Source organism: Bradyrhizobium sp. F1.13.3 (genome assembly GCF_040548265.1).
Classification (GTDB): Bacteria; Pseudomonadota; Alphaproteobacteria; order Rhizobiales; family Xanthobacteraceae; genus Bradyrhizobium.
Map to the genome: position 1 here is coordinate 57,539 of NZ_JBEPRI010000021.1, position 21,742 is coordinate 79,280.

Annotated in this window: 25 protein-coding genes; 6 read left to right on the top strand and 19 right to left on the bottom strand. The window is 61.5% G+C overall.

What is annotated here, in order from left to right:
- Window positions 1-78: 78 nt before the first annotated feature.
- From ABIB66_RS37015 to ABIB66_RS37085, 15 genes are all read right to left on the bottom strand, one after another.
- The gene (locus tag ABIB66_RS37015; RefSeq protein WP_354258149.1) at window positions 79-327 is read right to left on the bottom strand and encodes a hypothetical protein; all 249 of its coding nucleotides are present in this window, start codon (window positions 325-327) and stop codon (window positions 79-81) included.
- On the bottom strand, window positions 324-794 hold the full coding sequence (locus ABIB66_RS37020; RefSeq protein ID WP_354258151.1) for a phage virion morphogenesis protein: 471 nt from the start codon (window positions 792-794) through the stop codon (window positions 324-326). The genes ABIB66_RS37015 and ABIB66_RS37020 overlap by 4 nt, the downstream gene beginning before the upstream one ends.
- Window positions 795-879: 85 nt before the next feature.
- Entirely contained in the window at window positions 880-1,743 is an 864-nt protein-coding gene (locus ABIB66_RS37025; protein WP_502918351.1) for a phage late control D family protein, read from the bottom strand.
- Window positions 1,744-2,095: 352 nt separating this feature from the next.
- Window positions 2,096-2,425 carry a hypothetical protein gene (locus tag ABIB66_RS37030; RefSeq protein WP_354258242.1) on the bottom strand — a complete coding sequence of 110 codons (330 nt, stop codon included), beginning with the start codon at window positions 2,423-2,425 and terminating at the stop codon, window positions 2,096-2,098.
- A gap of 18 nt (window positions 2,426-2,443) precedes the next feature.
- Complete coding sequence (locus tag ABIB66_RS37035; RefSeq protein WP_354258154.1) at window positions 2,444-2,752, bottom strand: spike base protein, RCAP_Rcc01079 family; 309 nt, start codon at window positions 2,750-2,752, stop codon at window positions 2,444-2,446.
- A complete protein-coding gene (locus tag ABIB66_RS37040; RefSeq protein WP_354258157.1) occupies window positions 2,749-3,000 on the bottom strand; it encodes a hypothetical protein in 252 nt (83 codons plus the stop codon). The genes ABIB66_RS37035 and ABIB66_RS37040 overlap by 4 nt, the downstream gene beginning before the upstream one ends.
- A complete protein-coding gene (locus ABIB66_RS37045; RefSeq protein ID WP_354258160.1) occupies window positions 2,997-4,484 on the bottom strand; it encodes a phage portal protein in 1,488 nt (495 codons plus the stop codon). Before ABIB66_RS37045 ends, ABIB66_RS37040 begins: the two co-directional genes overlap by 4 nt.
- On the bottom strand, window positions 4,481-4,900 hold the full coding sequence (locus ABIB66_RS37050; RefSeq protein ID WP_354258164.1) for a hypothetical protein: 420 nt from the start codon (window positions 4,898-4,900) through the stop codon (window positions 4,481-4,483). The genes ABIB66_RS37045 and ABIB66_RS37050 overlap by 4 nt, the downstream gene beginning before the upstream one ends.
- Entirely contained in the window at window positions 4,897-6,606 is a 1,710-nt protein-coding gene (locus tag ABIB66_RS37055; RefSeq protein ID WP_354258168.1) for a terminase large subunit domain-containing protein, read from the bottom strand. The genes ABIB66_RS37050 and ABIB66_RS37055 overlap by 4 nt, the downstream gene beginning before the upstream one ends.
- On the bottom strand, window positions 6,603-6,887 hold the full coding sequence (locus tag ABIB66_RS37060) for a hypothetical protein (protein WP_354258171.1): 285 nt from the start codon (window positions 6,885-6,887) through the stop codon (window positions 6,603-6,605). Before ABIB66_RS37060 ends, ABIB66_RS37055 begins: the two co-directional genes overlap by 4 nt.
- An 85-nt stretch (window positions 6,888-6,972) precedes the next feature.
- Window positions 6,973-7,260, bottom strand: coding sequence for a hypothetical protein (locus tag ABIB66_RS37065; protein ID WP_354258174.1), 288 nt, complete (start codon window positions 7,258-7,260; stop codon window positions 6,973-6,975).
- A 320-nt stretch (window positions 7,261-7,580) separates the two neighbouring features.
- Complete coding sequence (locus tag ABIB66_RS37070) at window positions 7,581-8,357, bottom strand: hypothetical protein (protein WP_354258177.1); 777 nt, start codon at window positions 8,355-8,357, stop codon at window positions 7,581-7,583.
- 5 nt (window positions 8,358-8,362) lie between these two features.
- A complete protein-coding gene (locus ABIB66_RS37075; protein ID WP_354258180.1) occupies window positions 8,363-9,208 on the bottom strand; it encodes a hypothetical protein in 846 nt (281 codons plus the stop codon).
- Window positions 9,209-9,486: 278 nt separating this feature from the next.
- Window positions 9,487-9,723, bottom strand: a complete 237-nt coding sequence (locus ABIB66_RS37080) for a hypothetical protein (protein WP_354258183.1) — start codon at window positions 9,721-9,723, stop codon at window positions 9,487-9,489.
- Window positions 9,724-9,788: 65 nt separating this feature from the next.
- A complete protein-coding gene (locus tag ABIB66_RS37085; RefSeq protein ID WP_354258186.1) occupies window positions 9,789-10,481 on the bottom strand; it encodes a recombinase family protein in 693 nt (230 codons plus the stop codon).
- A gap of 183 nt (window positions 10,482-10,664) precedes the next feature.
- Between ABIB66_RS37085 and ABIB66_RS37090 the strand changes: the two genes are divergently transcribed.
- Both ABIB66_RS37090 and ABIB66_RS37095 read left to right on the top strand, forming a co-directional pair.
- On the top strand, window positions 10,665-10,814 hold the full coding sequence (locus tag ABIB66_RS37090; RefSeq protein ID WP_354258189.1) for a hypothetical protein: 150 nt from the start codon (window positions 10,665-10,667) through the stop codon (window positions 10,812-10,814).
- Window positions 10,815-10,866: 52 nt separating this feature from the next.
- Entirely contained in the window at window positions 10,867-12,150 is a 1,284-nt protein-coding gene (locus ABIB66_RS37095; protein WP_354258192.1) for a hypothetical protein, read from the top strand.
- 16 nt (window positions 12,151-12,166) lie between these two features.
- On the opposite strand, the gene ABIB66_RS37100 is transcribed toward ABIB66_RS37095, so the two are convergent.
- From ABIB66_RS37100 to ABIB66_RS37110, 3 genes are all read right to left on the bottom strand, one after another.
- Window positions 12,167-12,355: a hypothetical protein gene (locus ABIB66_RS37100; protein WP_354258195.1), complete on the bottom strand. Its 189-nt coding sequence runs from the start codon at window positions 12,353-12,355 to the stop codon at window positions 12,167-12,169.
- A gap of 904 nt (window positions 12,356-13,259) precedes the next feature.
- Entirely contained in the window at window positions 13,260-13,535 is a 276-nt protein-coding gene (locus ABIB66_RS37105; RefSeq protein WP_354258198.1) for a hypothetical protein, read from the bottom strand.
- Window positions 13,536-13,725: 190 nt separating this feature from the next.
- Window positions 13,726-15,015, bottom strand: coding sequence for a tyrosine-type recombinase/integrase (locus ABIB66_RS37110; RefSeq protein WP_354258201.1), 1,290 nt, complete (start codon window positions 15,013-15,015; stop codon window positions 13,726-13,728).
- Window positions 15,016-15,370: 355 nt separating this feature from the next.
- Here ABIB66_RS37110 and ABIB66_RS37115 point away from each other — a divergent pair, with 355 nt between their 5' ends.
- Complete coding sequence (locus ABIB66_RS37115) at window positions 15,371-15,886, top strand: hypothetical protein (protein ID WP_275171102.1); 516 nt, start codon at window positions 15,371-15,373, stop codon at window positions 15,884-15,886.
- Window positions 15,887-15,919: 33 nt separating this feature from the next.
- Here ABIB66_RS37115 and ABIB66_RS37120 read toward each other — a convergent pair whose 3' ends face one another.
- Window positions 15,920-16,417 (bottom strand): DUF1993 domain-containing protein, encoded by a 498-nt coding sequence (locus ABIB66_RS37120; protein WP_354210104.1) that lies wholly within the window; start codon window positions 16,415-16,417, stop codon window positions 15,920-15,922.
- A gap of 138 nt (window positions 16,418-16,555) precedes the next feature.
- On the opposite strand from ABIB66_RS37120, the gene ABIB66_RS37125 reads away from it, so the two are divergent.
- The 3 genes from ABIB66_RS37125 (at window position 16,556) to ABIB66_RS37135 (ending at window position 21,650) form a co-directional block, all read left to right on the top strand.
- Window positions 16,556-17,338 (top strand): transporter substrate-binding domain-containing protein, encoded by a 783-nt coding sequence (locus tag ABIB66_RS37125; protein ID WP_354210016.1) that lies wholly within the window; start codon window positions 16,556-16,558, stop codon window positions 17,336-17,338.
- A 172-nt stretch (window positions 17,339-17,510) separates the two neighbouring features.
- Entirely contained in the window at window positions 17,511-18,413 is a 903-nt protein-coding gene (locus ABIB66_RS37130; RefSeq protein ID WP_354210017.1) for a DUF2147 domain-containing protein, read from the top strand.
- Window positions 18,414-18,737: 324 nt separating this feature from the next.
- Window positions 18,738-21,650, top strand: a complete 2,913-nt coding sequence (locus tag ABIB66_RS37135; protein ID WP_354210018.1) for a PAS domain-containing protein — start codon at window positions 18,738-18,740, stop codon at window positions 21,648-21,650.
- The last annotated feature ends 92 nt before the right edge of the window (window positions 21,651-21,742 follow it).

Below are 21,742 nucleotides of genomic sequence, written 5' to 3' on the forward strand. Positions count from 1 at the left end.
GTCAACCTGAAAGCGTAAAAGTTATAATTGCACCACTGTGGTGCATTTGGAGCTGCGCGAAATCGCCAATACCGTTCGTCAGAGAATGCCAAGGGCGGCGAGCGCCTCACGCTCGTGCTTCTCGCCCATCACTGAACAGCAAAACACGTCGACCATCTGGCCGGCCAAGTCAGCACCGACCACTGGCGCCAGCTGGCCCCGCAGCGTCACGCCTAGCTGCTCAAGCCTAGTCAACGTTTCATTGTCCGGCTTCCCGCACTCGAAGATCGCAAGGTCCTCTGCCGTGTCGAGCATGATATTGACGAAGTCGCGCACTTCGAAAGTCATCCGTTTTCGCTTTCCTCGTCATCCAAGTGCAGTAGGTCTTCGCCCAACTCCTTCAGAGCGTCCCCTGCGCGATGCAGCAAGTGCAATAGCTCGCGGACGTCGCTCGCGTGCCGGCCGTGGCCGGACAGGGCTGCCACGGTCGCGGCGGCAGCCATACGGCGAATACGATCCTCCGCCGAGATCGCCGAGCTTCTCAGGAATGATCGCGGCGGCATCTTGGAAGTCCCCATCTCGAGCCAGAGTGCGCGATCAAGGTTGGAGCCGACAGCGCCCTCCAATCCGCTCACGGTGTGCTCGATGCTGTCGCGCAGCTCACCGGTGCGTAGCAGAGGCTTTGGCGTTGGGAAGCCGTGGGCTTGTTTATCCGAGATCGTGCTCGGCGCGAGCGGCGCCCACAACTCGTGATCCTTTCCGATCGCGCCCTTGGCCTTCTTTTCGACGATCTCGCAGGCGCGTTTGATGATCATTGGTCCTGAGGCGTGAAGGTCGCGTTCGATCGCCGGGAGCTCGGCGATGAAGCCGAGAAGGGAAAAGGTCTTCATCGATGGCCCCCTACGTCACCGTGCGGCCGGCCCTAGCAGAGCGCGCCGTGATTGAGGTGGTGTAGCCGCTCATGCCGAACTCGTGGTGAACGGCATCGATCTCGAAGGATTGGTCGAACTCAGTGCCGGTCAGCTGCAATGCCATGCCCGCAGCAACCGCGGTATCACCGACGACCGTGGCGTTCACGGTTAGCTCGTGGCGGGCGCGTTCCTTGGCCTGCGACTGGGCGTATTTCTTGACGTGGTCCATCTCCAGGGTCGGGATGTGATAGGAGTAGGAGTGCGGACCGCCCGAGCCTTCAACAGTTGCCGTGTAGGCGAACACCTGCTTCTTTTTCGGATGCCAGGCTTTGCATGACACTTCGATCTTCTTGCCGGCCTCCACATTGCGGGACACACGGAGCGCGAGGCAGTCAGACGAGATCGGCCGAGTGTCCTGATTGATCTGGATCGAATAGGCCCCGGTCGAGCTGCCGAACGGCAGATAGTGGAATTGGCCGTTGGCATCGACGAACCAGCGCGCGCCGTCGAGCTCGGCGAGCTTATGGATCACCTGCGCAAACGAGACGTTGTCGGAGAGCTTGATGAAATCCTGCTCGAGCTTCTTGCCCGCCATGACTGCGCTCGACGTCACATTGCCGGAGAGCCCGACGCGACCGATCAGGTCCTGCACGATGTCGGAGGGAAGCTTGTTCTGCCACTTCTCTGACGTCTTGTTGTGGTGAAGCTTCGAGCTATTGTCCTGTCCGTATACATTTATGGTACGGCCGATGTAGTCGACGCCGACCCGCTTGATTTCCCCGGTGAAAACCGTCGATGTCTGGCCCCGCGCCATCACCGTCATGGTGGCGGTGTTGTCCGCGATCCCGGCCAAGTCCGCAGCGCCTGGAAAGCTCAAGGGCAGCGACGCAGAGAAGTCAGCGCTTTTCCGCTTGGCGTGCTGGCTCACGGAGCCATGCTCGATTGGGAATGCTGTGCCGTTGACGCTCAGCCATGCGGCATGAGGCCCAACCCCTGTCGTGATCGCCATGATGCTTCGAACCTTTCCTAGGTGGAAGATGCGCGGCGGCGGCCGGTACGTCCGCAGCAGCCGCCGCGCCCTACAGCGCACCGGCCGTCCGGGCGGCGGTGCGCGTGATCTTGTTTTCAAAAGTGTCGGCGGGACGGGAAGGAGAAACCGCCCCGCCGCAGTGTGCGCGCCCGCTGGATAAGGCCGGCGCGGGTCGTCATTGACGAATCCACGTTCCTGGATCGTTTGTGCCGATCTCGGCGACGTAGGTCGCGAGCGCCGCTTGCACCGCGCTCCGCCACGTCGGCGCGGCATCGAGAAGGTTGCCCGCAGCGCGTTGCACATTGGTGCCTCCGAAGGGCGCCAAGGCGCCGTCTATCGGCGTCGCTGCGACCGCGGTGACCCACTCAGCTTGAAGGGCCGCCGCGAAGGAGGACAGCGACACGCTCTGGCCCAGGATTGAGATGGTTCCGGATATAGAGTCGTACGTGACGCCCAGTTTTCGGCCGCCGAGTAGGCGTACAGGCCACGTTCCAGTGGAAGGCATAGCGTTTTCTCCTAAGTTTTAGCTCCAGAGCGCCACGACACCGCCACTCGTGCCGAGCACGGTGCCCGTTGCCAAGACGCGCCGGACCTGCATCTCGAGGATGTAGGTCTGGCCCGCGGTGAGCGGGATTGTCACTGGCTGCTGATCGGAGCCGTTGGCAAAGATCACGACGATGCCGGTGCCGCCGGCACCGAGCGTCACGATGAGTTTGGAAGTGACGAACGGCAGGTCGGCGCTGTCCGATGGCGTGACCACGGCACCTTTGCGCGGCGCCGAGATCGGCTCGTTGTTGGTGCCGAAGAACGGGTCGATCGCCGTCTTGCTCATAAGAAGGCCCCGATGTTGGTTGCCGCCATCCGCTCCAAGGCCCCGCCGGCGCCCGAATTAGCTGCGTCCCACATCAACCCTTCGCGGCCCCGCAGCAGCGCGACGAAATCGCCCCAATGCGACAAGAAGACGACACGCTGCCCGTCAATGATTTCCACGTTGCGCATCTTCCCGTCCGCCGTCTGAACATTGCTGACATGGTCGGGCGCGATCACCCGGATGCCGCCGCGCTGCTGTTCGAAAGTCATGATACTTGCTCCTCGTGGTTGGTGTGATTGCCGATTGACACAAAGCCGGTGGCGGTTTTCGCCATGAGCTTGTTCGCTCCGACATCTGTGCTGGGCTCGAGCCCCAAGCGCTGGCGCCCCTCATTTGCTGTTATGATGCCATTGGTGACGAGACGTTCGATGATCTCGCTTTCGACCTTCTGATCAACTTCAGCTTCCTCGGTCCACACGAACTCGACCTCATCGTCGAACTCGCGCTGGATGATTCCATTGATCATCTCGGCGGCCCACTGCTTCAGTGGCTCGACACCTTCCTCCTCAGCCGTGCGCTCGTGCTGTTCCGCCAAAGAGCGGTTCGCGAGCGAGACAAAGGCGGCCGGAGGATAGGAGAAGGCAAAGCAGACAATGCGGATCAGCCACTCATCGAACTCCGACTTGAGGGGTGGTTCCTTGAAAGGCTGGTACGCATTATTCTTCCCTGATGGAACGAACCTCATCTTGCGACGATTGGCGATGTTGCCGGCCAACATCGCGTCCCACGAGTCCTGAAATCTCTGTGTCTGATCTGGCGTCCACGACTCTGGCAGCGAAAACACCCCCTCGGGTACGTTGCCCTCGCGGAAGTATTCGTGTTGCGACATCGAGCGGCGGAACGCCGTCGAGATCGTGGTGATGATCTGCTGCACCGGACTGAAACCATACACTCCGCTGGTGCGCTGGTTAATGGGCGCATAGACCAAATCCAGACTGCTCAGATTTGCCGCAGGCACGCCCTTGAGGACTTGCTGAAAGGCTGGTGGCCACATGAGTCCGTTGGCAACCCTGAACCCGAGTAATTGATAATTCGCGGCGGTCACGGTTTGGCCAAGGAAGTCGAATGCGGTACCGTTCCAGCGGAACGGCCGTGGCACTCGCCCCGCTTCGCTGATGATGCGCTTTATCGTGGCGCCGTCTGTGGGACTGAGTGCCGTGAGGTTGCCAACAGGGTCGCGCTCGCAATAGATGGCCGGTGCATCGAGCACCAAAAGATCTTCGAGCACCTGCCGCAGCCAGGCACGAAAACTGACGCCCTCAGTCGGGAATTTGAAGAACTCCGTGACCTCCTTAGTGATGCCGCGCGTCCGGGCGGACACCGGACCCCCATCGTGCTTGACGCGGATCGTCCACGGCAGGCGCGTCATCTGATCCTTGCGCCGCTCGATGATGAGGCGAACCGGATCATACGCGTCCGCCAGCCGACGCAGCATCTCGAAAGTGACGGGCTCATAGGTGCGAGGGATCGTGGCAAGGTTGTAGCCCGGGACGTAATCCCAGGCGCGACCTGCTACTTCAGGCGCAACCGGCCGCATGGGCGCGGACGGCCCGAACCAACCACCGCCCTGATCGGACGTCTGACCGAGTTGCTGCGGCGTCACACTCGATATCGAGCGCGCCTCGCCACGCGGGGTCGCGACCTTCGTCAGGCCATGCGGCATGCCCAATTTATTGAGATCATCGGCCATCATGATGCCTTCGGCGGAAGTGAGCTAGCACCGGGTCCATAGAAACGGTCAGGATTGCTGCGGGCGAAGCGGAGCGAGCGCCGCGCGACTGCACCGTAGCCGAACAGCGCGGCGTCTCGCACTTCATTAAGGTGACGCAGTGTGGCGACAAGGTCCTCTAGGGCGCCCACTTTCGCCAATGCACCGAACTCACGGAGGTGCCGCGCGGCCTCGGCTTTCGCCAGCGTCATCTCGCTCGCAGTGCACTTTGCGAGTGCGCCGTCGTCGCCCTTGAGGGCTGCGTCGACATGATCGAACTTGGCGAAGGCTGCATGCCAGGCCTCGTAATGATCCGCGAAGATCTCCTGTTCCGTGCGCTGTAGTTCTTCGAAACTTTGAAAGCGTAGAGGCACGATGTTGCCTTTCTGAAAGTCGATCATGCAGTTGCTCCTCGAAGAAGCGATGCCGCCAGTGCAGCGTTGGCTTCACGCCAGACCGGCGATTCCTGTAAAAGGCTCACCGCGTAGTCACATCTGAGCTCGATGTACGGCGGTCCTCCGTCGCGATACTTCGTCACGTAGCTGCGGCCGACGACCTCGATGGTGCCAGCGGTGATGCAGGAAGGAAGCGCGATGTTGACCACCTTTTCCGGCTCGGCAGCGTTGAAGTTGAAGCCGAACTCGCGTCCTGATGCACGAACGTCATCCACATCGAGCCCAGCCCTGACAATCTGGCGGCGCAGGTATTCGATCCAGTTCTCGGCGCTGCCCTGAGACGTCAAGGCGGCAGCTACCAGCGCCAAAGCTGCAGCGTTGATGACGTCGTCCCGACCATTTCTGGGGTGATCTACACTGTCTTTTCCGGAGCGAGCTGATCGACGTTCGAGCGCGCAGAGTTGGGCGATCAAGCGCGAATGGTCGAGTAGCTCGATGCGGGCGCTGTTGACCGCCGGGAGCATCGTCAAATATGCGTCGCTGCGGGATAGGTTGGCGACCTCATAGGTGATGCCGTTGACCTGGAAGCGCTCGCGCGGCCATAGGCCAGCGTATCGATCGCCGACGATGGTGTTGACGCCGTAGCGCCGGCAGGTGTCGCAGATCTCGCGCACGACTTGCTCTGGGCTGAAGGGAGGCACCCATTCCTCAACATAGTCGAGAACGGCGCGATCGCCTTCGCGATGCGCGATCGCTATTGTCATACTGTCGCTGGATCCGCCGGAGGGGTCGACCGCCGCCACGTAGGTGATTCCGGGCGTGGGCAAGAGCTCGGTGCGGTCCGGGACAACGCAGGCATCGACCTTTTCGCGGGACACGAAGGTCTCAACGTCATCGCGAAACTCGGCTCCGTACTCAGCGGAGGCTTTGGCAGCATCTCGCTCGTACGCCTCATCAACCTCGGACTGCGGTACCGAAGGGTTCATCGTCCTGGTGCTGGCCTTCCAGACCAAGACCGGCGCGTCCTCTTTACCGAAGTAGCGCTGGTACGCATCGAACATCGCGCCCGTGCGGGCGTGCGGCGAGGAGGCGCAGAGCAACATGGCGTCGGGGCGCGTGGTCGTCATGGCCGGGCGCAATGCGGAGAGGATCTCGCTGTCCGGATTGGCGCTATCATCACCTTGCCAGAAGGCGATCTCATCGCAGAGTGCGGCGACTAACGTATAGCCTCGGACGCTCCGGAAGTTCGCAGTCGAGATCTCGATCGAGAGGCCGTTGATCAGATCGATCTTTTCTTGGGTCGGCACGCCGTCGACAAGATCCCGCAGCGGGGTCTCCATCAACATCGCCGTGATGTAGCGGAAGATCACGCGGGCCTGTTTTCGATCGGCCGCGATGATCATGACGGTGCCGCGCTCGCCCGGCACCAACTTTCCGGACCAGTCTTTGAAGACGGCCAAGAAGACTGCGATCAGAGCCAGCGTGATGCTCTTGCCGCCACGCCGACCGCAGATCAGCCAAGCCTCCGAAAACGCTGTAGTCGGCAGCGCCGCGCGCCCCGTGCACTGCATGAGGAGCTCGGCGCCGGCAGGATCGATCGGCAGCCCGAACAAGACGCTCAGGAAGATGGTCCAGGCGGCCCATGACTCGGGATTGCGGAACCACCGACCAAAGAGGTTCGGGTCGCGCATGGCGTCCATGATCGTGATCATGAGCGGCCGGTGATGCGAGCGATGATGTCGGCCGACGACGTCGGCTTGGCCTTCCCCGGCTTCACGCCGAGCTTGCCCAGGGCCCGGATGATCAGGCGGCTGCACATCTCAGCCTCGCCGTGCTTGCCCTTGGCCCGCTCGCGATCGGCCCGCACCACCAAGGCCGCGATCTCGGCGACCAGGATGCGCTCGGCGGCGTTCGGCTCGCGGCCGAGATCGGCGAGGATGGCGGCGGCTTCGTGCTGCCGGCGCTGTTCGTCCTCTTCCCTGATCTGCCACATTCGGGCCCACCCGCGCAGCTTGCGCGCGCTTGAATTGTTCGGCGACATCGTTCGCTCAATCGTTTGCTGGAATGGTTTTGGCTTGTCAGGCCGTCGCGGCGTCGCGGGTCTTGGCAAGGGTCTCCGTCAGCGACGCGATCACGCGCAGCTGCTCAAGATCGTCGCGACCGCGCCTGCGGAGGCGCGATGCTTTAACGTGCGCCGACGCCAGCGCTTCGATGGTGATCAGCTCTGCCGCGGTGGCGGGACGCCCCAGTGTCTCGCTGATCGCTTCAACGAACTCGCGCCGGAGCCGTGCATCCTCCGCCTTGACCAGCTGCATCAGGGCCCTGCCTGCTTTTTGCGTTGCCGTGTCGGTACCGGGCTTGAACATTTTTGGTCTCCTTTCAGACGCGCGAAAGCGCCCGCACGCCCCGCGGGGTGCCGAGTGTGGATGATCAGATGAGGTCGAGAGGTGATGAAGCTCACGCCGGCCGAAGGCCCGCGCGTCAGCGACTAGATGACAATGTTGGGGGTTACCGCGGACGCAGTGGTGGCCGCATGCGCGCGTACGATGGCCAGAAAAACAACCGGAATACAACTGCTAATTTGGGGAAGCTACTTCACCGCTGCCTGATCGGTTCGTGTAACTAGATAAAATAACTAAGTTTTGTGACTTTCTTCGCTTAATTCACGATGTCGTGAGTGGTGCAACTATTCGGGCAGCCGCCCGATGCTCCCGGCCATAGCGGCGATCTGCGGGCCGATTCGATCCATCAACCACATCTCATAGGCCGGCACATCGGCGACCCGTTTGCTTTCACCCACCCCCAAGACCGGCGTCTCCAACTCTGGCCAGACGCTCGCAAGGAAAGTGGTCCAGGACGCCTTCGGATTAGCCGCCTTGGCGATGGCGAACTCGGATTTGAGCTTCGCCCGCTCAGCATCCGGCAACGCTGCGAAGACTTCCTGCGCGCGGGCGTGAGCGGTCTGGTTGGCTTGCCTGCTCGCTGCTCGAGCCGGGCTTGCAAGCGCCTGGTACTCGCGATTGAGCTTCTTGAGACCGCCAGCGGCGATGAAGGCCGCGATGCGTGTGGTCATAGTCGCAAACCGCTCGGCGATCTCGGCGTCGAAGGTCTTGGCAAGACCATGGATAGTCACAATGCCTATCAAGGCCTTCTCGGCTTCCTCAATGCTGGTCGCCATCACAAGGCCGTCGCGGGCCTTGGCGGTGCGCCTGTCAGCACTTAGGAGACGGCTTAGGGCACGCTGCGCAAGGCGCTGGCTGCCGAACCAGAGCCGGCGCCCCTCGGCGCCGTGCGCGCTGGCATCGTTGACGGAAAGACGGGAATGATCACCGGCCGCCGTGATCAGCACGCAGGCGATGCCGGTGCCGATCATGAAGTGCTGAGCGATGGCGTCGGCGAGTTGAGAGGTGTTTCGCATATCGCCATCGTCGCGCAGGCGGGTAAAGGTGAAGTCAAGCTGCATTCATTTTAAGAAGGTCGATCAAAACGCTGCTGAAGTTCGGCCCCCGACAGGCGAGGTAGGCCATAAGGGTAGCCCGACTTCAAACACCCGGGCTCACACTCCAGCACGCCATTTTGGGCAAACTCATATTCAGGACCGTCGGGCGAAACGAAAGCGAGTACAAGGAAGGACTCCCCAAAGATAGCCAGATGCGTTGTGTAGGGCCCGTCGCTCGCAGACTCGTATTCGAAGCGCCCCGCCGTGTGCAGACGCCCTTGTCTCAGCGGCTGCGGCTTAGGGAACACCTTGAAGAGATCAGCCGGGATACGACCCGTCACCGCCATGTAGTTGGTGAACCATTGCGAATACACTCTTCCATGCTCCGGGACAATCTGCCCTGTGACCTTCCAATGCATAGCCAGTCCAAACTTCGCTCCGAAGAACTCGATGCATCGGTGAACGTAGGGGTCGTCGACATTAACCGGGGTCGTTCGGCCACGGAGCCCAGCCGTCTGATTCGGCAACAGAGGTGGATGACTGTGGTCGGTGTAGAAGGCCGACGCTACTTCAGGATAATTGGAGGCCATCGACCTGCCAATCTGGCGAACTTCTTCGCGTTCGCGCGGGTCATGGCTATCCGGATAGCTTCGCCCAAGCCATGCAATGATCGTGTCGATGGGAGCGCTTCCGCGGTTGCACTCCGCGCAGGCCGGGAAAATCAGGTCATTGGGACGCTGCTTCCTGCTGAACAAGATGCGCGGCGGCATGTGCTCCGGCTCGGTGGCCGTTCTACTGCCGCCGCAATAAACGCACTGAAACTCGCCATTGCGAATGCGCTGGTGCTTGATCGCCTTGACGCGAGACTCGCTCACTGCGTCCTATTTGCCCTTCTTTTTCGGCTTGTGCTTGGCCTGCGAGAGATCAGAGCCAGCTACAGAGCGAACGTCCTTGCTCTTGCTGGTGCGGAGCAACTTCGAGGCTTTCGACGCGTCACGCTTAGATGTAGCCATTGATTCTCTCCATTGAACGGAAGCGGTAGCGGGGAGTGATTCGCGCCTTCCCGTCAAGCGATGGTGGTAGGGTTTGAACAACCACTCGCTGCGTGATGCAATGGGCCGGGTCACGGCCGTGGACGGCCGAGCTTGGAGCCTCAGCTCACGCGCTCAGTGACGCGATAACCTTTTTCCTCGAGACAACTACTGACCGGTGCTCCGAGCTGGATGAAGCCGCCATGGCGCGCGCGATCCTGACACTCGGCGAGGTCATTCGCATACTTGGCGCCATCAACGCCGCGCATATCAACCGCCGGCGGAGTGTTGACGGTGTTGACGGCGCATCCTGCCAGACACAGAACGGCACTCATCGTCGTCAGCAATACGATCAACATTCTCATAATCCTGCCCCCTAGACCGCACGAGGAGTACAGAAATCCCCGCCCCCTTCGCAAGGGGACTAGTTCAGTCGCTCCAACAGTCTCGCCACCTGCACGGCCGACCAGATGCCGTTTCCGCGGGCCGTGGGGATGCCTCGGGTATTGAGGCCCTCGGCAAGGGCCCTTAGGCTCGTTTTCCCGCTGGCCTGCAGCTCGGCGATCACCGGCGCGATGTCGGCGGCCCGCGCGCTCGCGCGCTTCTGGAGAGCCGCCGCAGAGGCCGCTCGCATCTTGGCCGTCGGCTTCACACCACGATTGCCGCCGAGCGTTTTGCCGCGTTTCTTCGCGGCCGCGAGGGCGGCCTTGGTACGGGCCGAGATCATGCCAGCTTCCAGCTCGGCCACGGCAACCATCTGCTGAAGCAGGAAGCGGCCGGTTGCGCCTTCGATCTGGGGAAGGTCCGCGAAGCGGACGTCGACGCCAGCCTCCAGCAAACGCGATAGGAAGGCCACCGAGCGCGTTAAGCGATCGACCTTACTGACGACCAGCGACGCACGGTGCAGCCGCGCCGCAGCCAGCGCCTTGTCCAGGGCGGGCCTATCCGAACGCTTGCCGGACTCGACCTCGGTGTACTCATCGACGATCGACCAATCACCGCCGTTGAGGTAGGTCGTGACGGCGGCCTTCTGCGCGTCCAGGCCGAGGCCACTGCGGCCCTGCTTGCCGGTGGAGACGCGGTAATAACAAACAAATCTGCCGTTGTTCTGGACCATGGCCGCCTCGTTACAAATACGTCAACGTTCGTTGAGACGTTTGTAACGCGCCGGATGGTGCTGTCAAGCGGCGTTGAGGGGACAATCTTTCGGGGACATTGGGGGGACATGGGGGGACATGGGGACAAAGGGGACACCGAGCGCGGCACAAGAACGGCGTCGACGCGTTCCGGTTGGCCCGTCATGCGATCAGCCAACGCCACCACGGTCGTCTTGACGCTGATCTTCGTCCTGATCCTGGTCATCGCGCGCTATGCCCGCGCGCGCTGGGGCGCCCGCCGAGGTCGGATGGATCTCGGGTTGGAAAAAAAATCTGAGGACGGATGCGTGTGAGTATGGGCTATTCAACCGCGCACCCTACAACTGAGCGCCATGGGGGACCACCATGGCTAATACGAAATCAGCAGTTCCGCGCCTTGATGACCAAGCGGTATTGGCGCTTTTCCGAGAGCTGCAAGGGATGCACGCCCCCTCCAGCATGTCGTTGCAAGCAGCAGGGCTGGACTCTGTCGACGTCCTCAACCCTGGAGATAAAAAGCCGGCTTTAGACGAATTGGAACGAGGATCTGGCCGCTATCTGATCACCCGCATCAACCTCGGCTATCAACACTTCAACCTTTACTACATCCGCAATCAAGACGCAGGCCGGCTAAGCCCGTTCTACGACGAAATAGAGATCAACCACACCGAGAATCAAGGTGGACTTACTGTCGAAGCTCGTATGGCGCTGCTGGACCATCTCGACCGCAAGGTCACGCTCGGAGGTGTCAGCAAGCGCGATGAACTGGCGGCCAGATCGATCGACGACCTACAGGCGATCTATCACTCCACGGTCCTGAAACTAGAAACCAGTTTCGCGCAGCAAATCGAAAAGATCACGAACTGGACCGTGGAGCAGACCACAGCTCTAGAGCAGGAGAAGCTTAGACTAGCGAGCGAGACCGCCTCCGAGCGAGAACGATTGAGCAAGGAGCACGAGAGCAGGTTAGAGGCGCTGCGGCATGATGCCGAAGCCTTGGAACAGCGCCGTAAGGACCTAGATGATCGGGACTATATGCACGCGAGGCGCGGGACCCTCGGCGAGTTGCGCAAGAGGATTCTTGAGAGGCAGCAGAAATTCACACTCACACCCGAGACCACCCGACTACGTACGCCTATCCATATCGCGCTGATCGTACTCATCGCGGCGCTTTTCGGTGCAAACTACGTCACGGCGAGTACAGTCCTGAGTCTGGACGTTGGAAAAGTCGACTGGCCCGTGCTCGCCTGGGCGTTTGGTAAGCAGAGCATTGTGACAATCGCACTGGTTGGCGCCCTGTTTTTCTATGTAAGATGGATGAACCGGTGGTTCGAACAGCACGCCTCCGCCGAGTTCTTGCTGAAGCAGTTTGAACTGGATATCAACCGCGCCAGTTGGGTGGTGGAGACCGCGATGGAGTGGCGAAGAGACCAACACTCCGAAATCCCTGCGCCTCTGCTCGAAGGTGTCACTCGGAATCTATTTGCTTATGGCGACAGCTCATCCCAGGAGCATACGGCAGCAGATGATTTGGCATCAGCACTAGTGGGTAACGCCTCGCAGCTGAAGCTCAAGGTGGGCGACAACGAGGTGAACTTCGACCGCAAGGGCCTCAGCGGCCTTGCCAAAGCGGAAGGGTCGAAGTCCTGAAGCGGTAGCGTACCACCTAACGCGCCCTTCGAGCCCCGCCGATATCGGCCCAAGCGTCGCCGTCATCGTGCAGCGGACGCAGGATCATCCTGATCTCTCGCTCGAGAACGTCGACGAATTGGCCCCGCTCCACGGGGCCTAGGTCAGCACGGCGCGCCTCCACGATCAGATCGCCGAACGCCTTCTCCAGCTCCGTCCTGGTCATTGGCCTCTCCTTTCAAATCGGCGGCTGGCTCGGTGCTGGCCTAGGCGGCGGCCCAAAGCCGACGCCGTCACCGTCGAGATCAGCGTCGAGCCACCACATGCCACTGCTATCGGTGGCGCCGTCGCGCTGTAGGCGCTCGGCGCAGTGAGAATTGAGGTCCGTCACGCAAAAATCCGTCACGCTACATCTTATATCTTCTATAGACTCTATGCAGCGTGATGCATTTAAGGGTGACGCGTCGTGTTCCCGAACAGCGGCCTTCTTGGCTCGATACTCCCGAGCCCGCTTTGCGTTCTGCTCCTTCTTTCGGATCTCCATCTCCTCCGCCGTCAGCTGAAGCCGGGGCCTGCCGCGAGGGGCGCCTGATCGGTTCTTAGCTCGGTACTTGCGAGCGCGTGCGTTGGTTTTCTCCTGATTGGTATCGCGACGTCGGTCATAGTTCGGATCGTCGTCGGCGCCAATGAACCGGAAGCCAAGGCGGTTGCGATCGTCCAGGGTGACGTCGAGTGCGACTGCGCACTGATCGGCAGTCCACCGCTTGTTGGACTCCGCGGTACTGGAAATGAGTTCGGATAGCTCACTCTGCGTAAGCCATGGCGCCCAGCGGGCGCACCAACGCCGGAGGTGATGTTGCCAGTTGTGCGGCGACGCCAAGTAGACGTGGTCGGCTGCCCAACCTAGGGGGCTTCCTTTGGGCCAAATCTTCCAGCCGCGAAGCCCGTTCCAAATTCGGGCTTCTTTAAGTCGACCTCGAGCGACGACGGGCGGTAGACTCTTGTTCTTAGACTCGCCGGCGTTTATATTACTGTCGTCGATCACGGTGGTTGCCTCCATCCGTGTTGATTTGAAATTCAGAAGCCCCGTCGATTGCAGTCGGCGGGGTTCTGTATTTTGTGGGGGAATGTCAGGCCTGCTCAGCGCTGGTCACAGCCTGCCGGCGTTCCCACGCGATCAGATCACCGAGACGCCAGTAGCGGTTCGCCACGCGACCGCTGGCGTCAAAGGTCCGCATGGCGGGACGCGGGAAGTCCATATGTGGCTGACTTAGCCATCTATCGATCGTTCTGACCGAAACATCGAGGCGTGTCGCCACGCTGCGAGCGGTCAACTTTCGATCTTGGTCACTAGCTTGTGGAATGCACGCATCACCTGCATGCAAAAGAGCAGCATCCTGACTCACGGCGAGTCTCCTCGAAAGGGCCAAAGGCCCAGATGGATTGATTGTGGGATGCGCTGTTGCGCCGTGCGCTGACGGCGGTCATCTCGACCACACGCGGTTCGGATGCTGCCTAGACGGCCATTATCATTCGAACGATCGGAGTGCGGCAATCAACATATGCTGAGTTCTTCTTCCGTCAACCGCAGACATGTTAATTGAACTCAACAATTTTCGTCGGGGTCTTGGCAAGGGGTGCAGTGGTCTTGCCAAGGGGTTGCTCGACGATGCTCGCGACCAACTCGGCCAGCTTCTCGAAAGCTTCACGCTTCTCCCGTGCGTACGCGTAGCGGTCATAGGTACCCTCGACGCCGCCAATGACATGCCCCAAGCATCGTTCCGCGTGATCACCCAGAACACCTGCCCGGCTCATCAACGTGCGCGCGGATCGGCGAAGGTCATGCAGCGTCCACCGCTCGAGCTTGACGTCGCCGGCATCCTCGCCAGCCTCCTCCGCCATATGGCGCAACTGGGCAAGCATCAACTTGTCAAAGTCGAGCTTACGAGATCCCCAGCCACGCAGTGGCGCCTCTCCGTCCATTGTAAAGACCAAGTCTCCCTTCCCCATTTTCGGCACCTTTGCGATGATGGCGATCGCCGCCTTTGACAACGGGACCAGATGGTCGAGCTTCGTCTTGTAGCGCCCCGCGGGCACGGTCCAGTCGTTTCGCTCCATCTCGCTACGTCGGAGGCCGGCGGCCTCGTTACGACGCGTGGCGGTCAGCAGAAGGAACTGAAGGTAAGAACCGAACAGCCCCGCCTCGCTTGCAGCGCGCCACAGCGCGCGCAGCTCGGTGTCTGACAAGGTGCGTTTGCGCGCACGTTCTTTGGTTGAGGTTCGCGCCATGCCTCGCATGATCGGGCTGACGTAGTCATCGGTGCGGACCGCGTACCAGCCGAACAGTCGACGCACCGTTGCCAAGGTGTAGTCCGACATCACTGGCCCCTTGCTCTGCTCGATCTGGTCGAGAAGCTTCACGATCTCCGAGCGCTTTATGCTCTCGATCGTCCGGTCGCCGAGCACCGGGAAGACCAACCTCTCAAGAACATTCTCGCGAGTTCCGATAGTCCGAAGCGACCTGTGCTGAGCGAGATACAACTTGGCAACCCTGCGCAGCGTGTTCTCGGCATTGGCCTTCTTCCGCTCCGCCTTCTTTGCCTCGGCAGGATCAACCCTCTTGGCAACGGAGACCCGCGCTTCGTCGGCGAGATCGCGAGCGTCACCGATCTTGATTACCTCGACACCGCTGTGGGTGTAGGCAACGCCGAGCGTGAGTTTCTTGGACTTGCCGGCAAGTCGATATCGATATGCCCAGCTCTTGGCGCCGCTGGGCTGCACGAGCAGGTACAGGCCGGCGCAACCCGGGTCGGGCACCTCGTATCGCTCGGCCTTTGCCTCCAGGTTCTCGACCGCCTTGACCGTAAGCCCGCGAACTCTCGCCATCGTCACCTCCGTTGGGTAACATAGGGGTAACACGAAAGTGCCGTCTGCCGCTAGTGCACGCGGTCGTACGACAATGAACGACAATTGTGTGATATCAGTTGCTTAAGGGGCATTTTGAGGTGCTTGTGTCTGGCGCTGTCCGAGCCTGTCTGCCGCCTGTACATCATCAATCAGGATGTCCTGGGCTGAGTATTTCCAGGGCGGCCCGGCCGCCCCCGCCTTCGGAACGCCAGAATGAGTCCCATTTTGGTGCAGATCGAGCCCTCACTCAGCCTTAATCAAACCCGCGTAATAGGTCCGGCCGCGGCGGCAATGGGACAGACTTGCCGGCCGCGTCGAGCTGGAGGATGGACCCTTGTCAGAGATCGACCCGACCGACCACGCGTTGGCAACCATCGCCAGCATCCTGGAGCACCCTGAACCCGTCCTCGTCGTGCGCGAGACCGAGACCGTGCGCGAGACCGAAACCGTGACCGTGACCGAAATGGTGGTTGCTGGTGAGCATGGGGTCGCCGACGAGCACCCGTTAGTCGACGAGCACCCGATGGTCGATGAGCATCCCGTCGTCGAGGAGCAGCCGCTGGTGCCGGAGCACACCGATGCCGACGGCTACAGCAAGGTCGGGCCCGGGCCGATGGTGGCGATCCGTCTGAAATGGACGGTCCATCGCGGCGATGACGGCCAGTTCTACGTCCACGAGACCATCGGCGAGCAGTCCGTGCCCGTGGTCAGCGGCCCGATGACCGGCGAAGCCGCAGTGCATTTCGTCGACGCGCACGAGGACGAGGCACATCGGCGCTTCGAAGAGCTGCGCAGCGAGATCGCTGGCCGCAGCTCGCTCGCCGATTACGAGCGCAAGGGCGAAGCCTAGCGCGCTTTCGAACGAAGTGGATGCCGGTTCGGCCTATCGTCGTCCGAGATAATCCTTCTTCACGAGCTCGACGCCTGCGTGCCGCAACAGGTCGTAGGCGGTCGTGACGTGAAAGAAGAACTGCGGGACGCTGAAGGTCAGCAGCAGCGTCCGCCCGGTGAAGGGCAACTCGGTCCCGTTCTTCAGCCTGAAGAAGACATTCCGTTCCGCCGCAGCATTGATCTCCGCGCGCGGCAGGCCTTCGATGAACTCGATTGACGTCGCGATGCGGGCCTGGAGTCCGGCCATGTCGTGCTCCAGCATCGGCAGCATCACCGGCTCGCGGTCGGCCAGCAAGGCCGCGGCGACCGTGGCATGGCGGCAGGCCTCGCCGATCTGTTGCGCCAGATCGTACATGTCGGGCGCAATGCGCATGCCGAGCAGGACGGCTGGATTGAACTTCCGGGCTTCGGCATAGGCTAAGCCCTTGTCGAGCAGTGCGGACAGGTTGCGCAGATACGGCACGAAGACGCCAACCGAGGCGTCATGCATCGAGATCGTCACTTCAGAATTCCCTTCAATTCCGCCTCGCCAGCGACGGGCATCTGGTCTAAATCCAAGCCTCAAGACAGGCATCGAGAGCTGCACAATGACAGCTCGGGCATGGGTGGAAAAGAGATGATCGTTCGAATGACCAGTCGAATTTTGGCGACTTTGGCCGTGGTCCTGCTGGCAAACGTTTCGGCCCACGCGCAGCCGGCGGCGCCGTCCCGCCTCGACGAGATCGTCAAGCGCGGCACTTTGCGCGTCGGCATGACAGGCGACTACAAGCCCTTCACCTATCTCGACAAGACGACGCAGCAGTTCAACGGCTTCGACGTCGACATGGCGGAGGCGCTCGGCAAAGCGCTCGGCGTCAAGGTCGAATTCGTGCCGACGGCATGGCCGAAGCTGATGAAGGATTTCGAGGCCGACCAGTTCGACATCGCCATGGGCGGCGTCTCGGTCACGCTCGACCGGCAGAAGAAGGGTTTCTTCTCCACGCCGATCATGCGCGAGGGCAAGACGCCGATCGCGCGCTGTGCCGACGTCGCCAAATACCAGAGCATCACCGACATCGACAAGAAGGGCACCCGCGTGATCGTCAATCCCGGCGGCACCAACGAGCGCTTCGCGCGTGCCAACATCAAGGAAGCCGACATCACGGTCTTCCCGGACAACACCGTGATCTTCGACGAGATCGCCAAGGGCAATGCCGACCTGATGATGACGGACGCCTCCGAGACGCGCTACCAGCAGAAGCAGCATCAAGGCGTGCTCTGCGCGGTGCACCCCGACAAGCCGTTCGACTTCTCCGAGAAGGCCTATTGGCTCCAGCGCGACATGGCGCTGAAGGCGTTCGTCGATCAATGGCTGCACATTTCCATGCAGGACGGCAGCTACAAGAAGATCTACGCCGCCTGGTTCGATTAGGGACCGCGTCCTCCTGTCGCTTGCCCCGGCCAAACTTTGGACCGGCTGCGGTGTTATTGAACCCGAAACCGCCGGACCACGACTCATACGGTGACAGTGATCTAGATCACTTTTTGCGATCGAACCGGGGCGTAGCGTCGGTCCGGGGACCACCTGTTTCAGGAGACGCGAAATGAGGAAGCTGTTGGCCACGGCCGCATTCCTTCTGGCGAGCACCGCTGCGCAGGCGCAGTACACCTTCGACTATGGCGGGCGTACTATCCGCATCGATCCCGACCGCGGCACGGTGCAAATCCCGGGCGTCTACGACAACACCGGCCAGGGCAAGGCGAAGAAAACCAAGAACGATGCCAAGGGGGCTCCAAAAGCGGACCCGCAGGCACCGCAACAAGCCAAGGCTGACCCGCAGGCCCCCGCCAATCCGGCGCCGGCCCCGGCACCTGTCACGGCGCCGCCGGCGGCCGAGCAAGCCCCCGTCCAAGCCCCCATCCAAGCTCCCGTGGCCGTCGCGCCTCCTGCCCCGCCGCCGCCTCCGGCCGCCACGGCCAACAATGCTCCGGCCGAAGACGCGCTAGTGCCGCCGCCTCAGCCGACCCCGAGTGCTGCCCCGACCGTGGCGGCAGTCCCGCCCGCACCGCCTCCGCCGCCCGCCCCGACGGTCGCAGCAGCGGCTCCGCCTCCCGTTCCGGCACCTGCGCCCGCCCCCGTTCAGTCGGCTGCCGTCGCGCCACCGGCTCCCGCAACCGCGCCTACGCGCGATCTCAATTCACCGCTCGGCGTCTGGCTCACCGAGGAGAAGGAGGGCAAGGTCCGGATCGAGCAATGCGGCAGCAATCTCTGCGGCTACTCGGTCGATTCGAAATCGAACCAGAATGGTGAGCAGGTTCTGATCAACATGAAGCCCGGCAAGGACCAGAACAAGGACCAGAAATGGTCCGGCCGCATCCTCGATCCGAACTCCGGCTCGACCTACGATTCAACCATCGCGCTGAAGGGCACCGATCGCCTGCGCGTACAGGGCTGCGCCTTCGGCGGCATGTTCTGCGGCGGCCAGACCTGGACGCGGGTGAACTGAAGGTCCTGTCACGCGCGCGTGACACGGTGGGATTGAGCGTTACCCTGCGCCAGCGGGCAACGAGGATTGCCGCTGCGCCTGTGCTTGCCCGGCAAAGACACAGCGTCGGACCCGATCGCTGAAATTCAGGCCGTTTCTGTGAACTAGTTAATACTAGGACGGCCGCGATCGCCTCTAGCTTAGGTTGAACGACGAAATTCCGCGGTCAAAAGTCGCCTTGGCGCCTCTGATCCCGCCGATGCGCTCAGACCGACAGCCCTCGAATTTTTGTGCCGGCTCAAGCACCTTATCGTTTCGCTCCACAGTTGCGTTAGCGAGGTTGTTATGGAGGAACTCCGTGCAGCGCCATCGCTCATCTCAGGTGACTGGGACCAGGATTACTTGAAAACTGAGCAAGGTATCCGGCGCCATGTGATCGGCGCGCTCAGGAGCAGGCAGAACGGCCTGAAGACCGCGCTCAAGCCCCTCGTCGACGAGCTGGCCCGAATGCTCGTTTCGGAGTTTGGTCTGGCCGCCGAAGCCGTCGACAAGATCCTTCAATCGCAAACCACGCTCCTGAGTGTGCTTTCCGATCGGTACGACGCGCTCGATGAGGCCGCGCATCACAGCGACATCCCGTTCGTCGAACTGGCAGGCGATGGCCGCATCGTCTATGCGAATGCGGCGTTCGACAAGCTCGTTCCCGACGGCCGCAACGCTCCGTTTCCCCGGCTATTCGGGTCCCGTGCGGCCGACGTGGGCGCAGCCCTCAAGGCAAACCACAACACAAGCCTGCGCGTAGACATCCGGACCAATAAGTTGATCCGCCAGGTCAGGGTCGAGATCGGCCCGCTGCGCGACGAAGACGGGCAGCAAGGCAATTATGCCCTCCTCCTGGATCAGAGCGCCGAACGGAGCCGCCTTGACGCCTTGCAGGACGGCGTGCTCAGGACCGATCGGGCGGGCAAGATCCGGTTCGCAAACGAGCGAGCCGTGCAGATTCTCGGGTTCGCCGAGGCGGCTCTCAAGGAGATGTCGCTGTCCGATGTCTTCGCGCCCGACGACGAAGGCACGACGAGCCGGTTTGACGAATGGATCGGCACACAAACGGGATTTACGGATTTCGTGCGGCTTCGCCCGATGGATGGCCGTTCCGTTCTGGCGAGAGTCAGTGCAGCGCCGTACATGGAGGAACAGAATAGCTCGACCGGGCTGTTGTTGTTGTTCGCTCCCCTCAACGAGGATTTGGCGCGCCAGCAGCTGAAGACCGTTCTTGCCGAGCACGCAGACCCGCAAGAGATCATCGAGGCCATGCTGCGGGTCGTCGAAAAGGTCATTCCGTTCGAGATGTCTGCATTCGGGGTCTACAACGACCTCAGCGACCATTGGCGAGCGCTCACCGTCTTTCCTAAACCTCGCTGGGAGTGGAGTACACGCTGGTTCAAGGTAACGGCCGATGTGATTCAATGGCTCGAACAGGGCAAGACGTGGAATAACGACCTGAGCAAATTCGTCGAGCAGCTCAACCCGGAGGAAAAGGACAACCCCGTCAGCAAGGCGATCCTCTCCGACGATTTCAAATCGATGGTTGTGTTGCCGATTCGGAAGGCGGGCGGCCGGTTCGGAAGCTCGCTGGCTCTCATGTCCCGTAACCACAAATATACGGCCGCCGACCTCCGGACCCTGCAGAATCTCGGAGTCGAGGAAATCCTGCAGGCTGCGGACGCGGCCATCGAGCACGCTCAGGCGCGCGCCTTGCGCGAGCTCAAGGACAATTTGAACAAGGCGCCCAGCGCCCGCACCATTGCCACACTGCTGGCGACCGGCACGACACAATGCTTCGGCTGGGAGTACGTCGGTGTATTCCGGGTGGACCGCGCCCGTGGCAAGTTCGTGCTGGTCGCCGAGCACGTCAAGAACGACCGAAACCTGCTCGTGAAGTCCGCCGCCCAAAAGTCCGAATACATCCAGGACCTATCCAGCGGAATGCTCGGCAGCTGTCTCGTCCAGCGGTCCATTCTTGTCGTTCCAGACATCAGCGATTCCAAGCGGAACTACGGCTTCATTCAGACCGCGCCGGATCAGCGATCCGCGATGACCGTCCCCCTCTTCGTGAATGGCAAGATCGAGATGATCCTCGATATGGAATCTTCGGAATCCAACGCCTTTCTCGGACCCGATCGCGAAGCGGCCCGCGGACTCGCCGCCGACTGCGAGCAGATTTTTGCGGCGCGCTGGCACGAAGCGATCGAGCTGGCGCTTATGAACAGGATTGAGCAGGCGGCGGTCATCGTCGACGCGGTCGGCAAGATCTGTCACATGAATGGCGCGGCCGAGAGCATTTTTGGTCAGGCACGAGACCGCGAACTCGTGTCGTTCGGGGCACGAGACGAAGATATCGAGGAACTGTCGCAATCTGGTATCCAGCACCGACTTCACATCCACCTGACGATCGGCGAGGCACCGCGCACCGAGGTGACCACCCTTGCAAACCGCGAGCCGTTGAATGACGACTATGGCCACCACCTATGGCTGTTCACGAGCCTCGCCGATCAAAGCCGAGAGAGCGACTGGGGATATCTGGAGGAGACGGTCACGGCTGTTGCGCGCGAGACCCGGGCTCCCCTGCTCATGGCCGATGGTTTGTTGCGCAGCGCCCAGTCCCTTCTAAGCAAACCCGAACTGATGAGAAATTGCGCCAACATGCTGGAGCAGGCGGCCAATCATCTCCTGAAGGCTGATCTCACCTTCGAACGTCTGTCCGAACGTTTGACCGTGCAGCAGACGCCGCAGGAGGCACCGACCTCGTTCAACGTATTGGAAGCGCTCTATCACGAGATCGAGGGCCTTCCCGTCGACGATCGTGACGCGATCGATATAGAGGGCGACATCACGGACGAAGCTCGTCTGATCGTCAGCGGCTGGCTGGAGCGATTGAGCTTCGCATTTCGTTCGGCGCTCAGCTCGCTTCTTTCGCTCCGCGTCGCCCCGACCGATCGGCTCACCGTGACCATCGCGGAACGACCACCGCATCGTCTGTTCGTATCCATGCGCATCCCTGCGGTCACCGCGCAGCCGCTGGATCCGTCGGCCGCCGATCTGATCGAGCGGAGTCAGTCCCGGGCTCGGCAAATGGCCAGCGTCGCCGTAGAGGCGATACAGAAAGCCGTCGAGCAGCATGACGGGAGCTTGACCGAACTGGACGGCATGGGATTCGAATTCGACTTGCCATTATGTGCGCAGGAGGCATCAGCATGACCGCAAGGATAGCGATAGCCACGGCCGAACCGGGCATGTTCGAAACACTGCGCACGCATCTGCTCGCGGCAGGCGTCGATCCCGAGAACCTG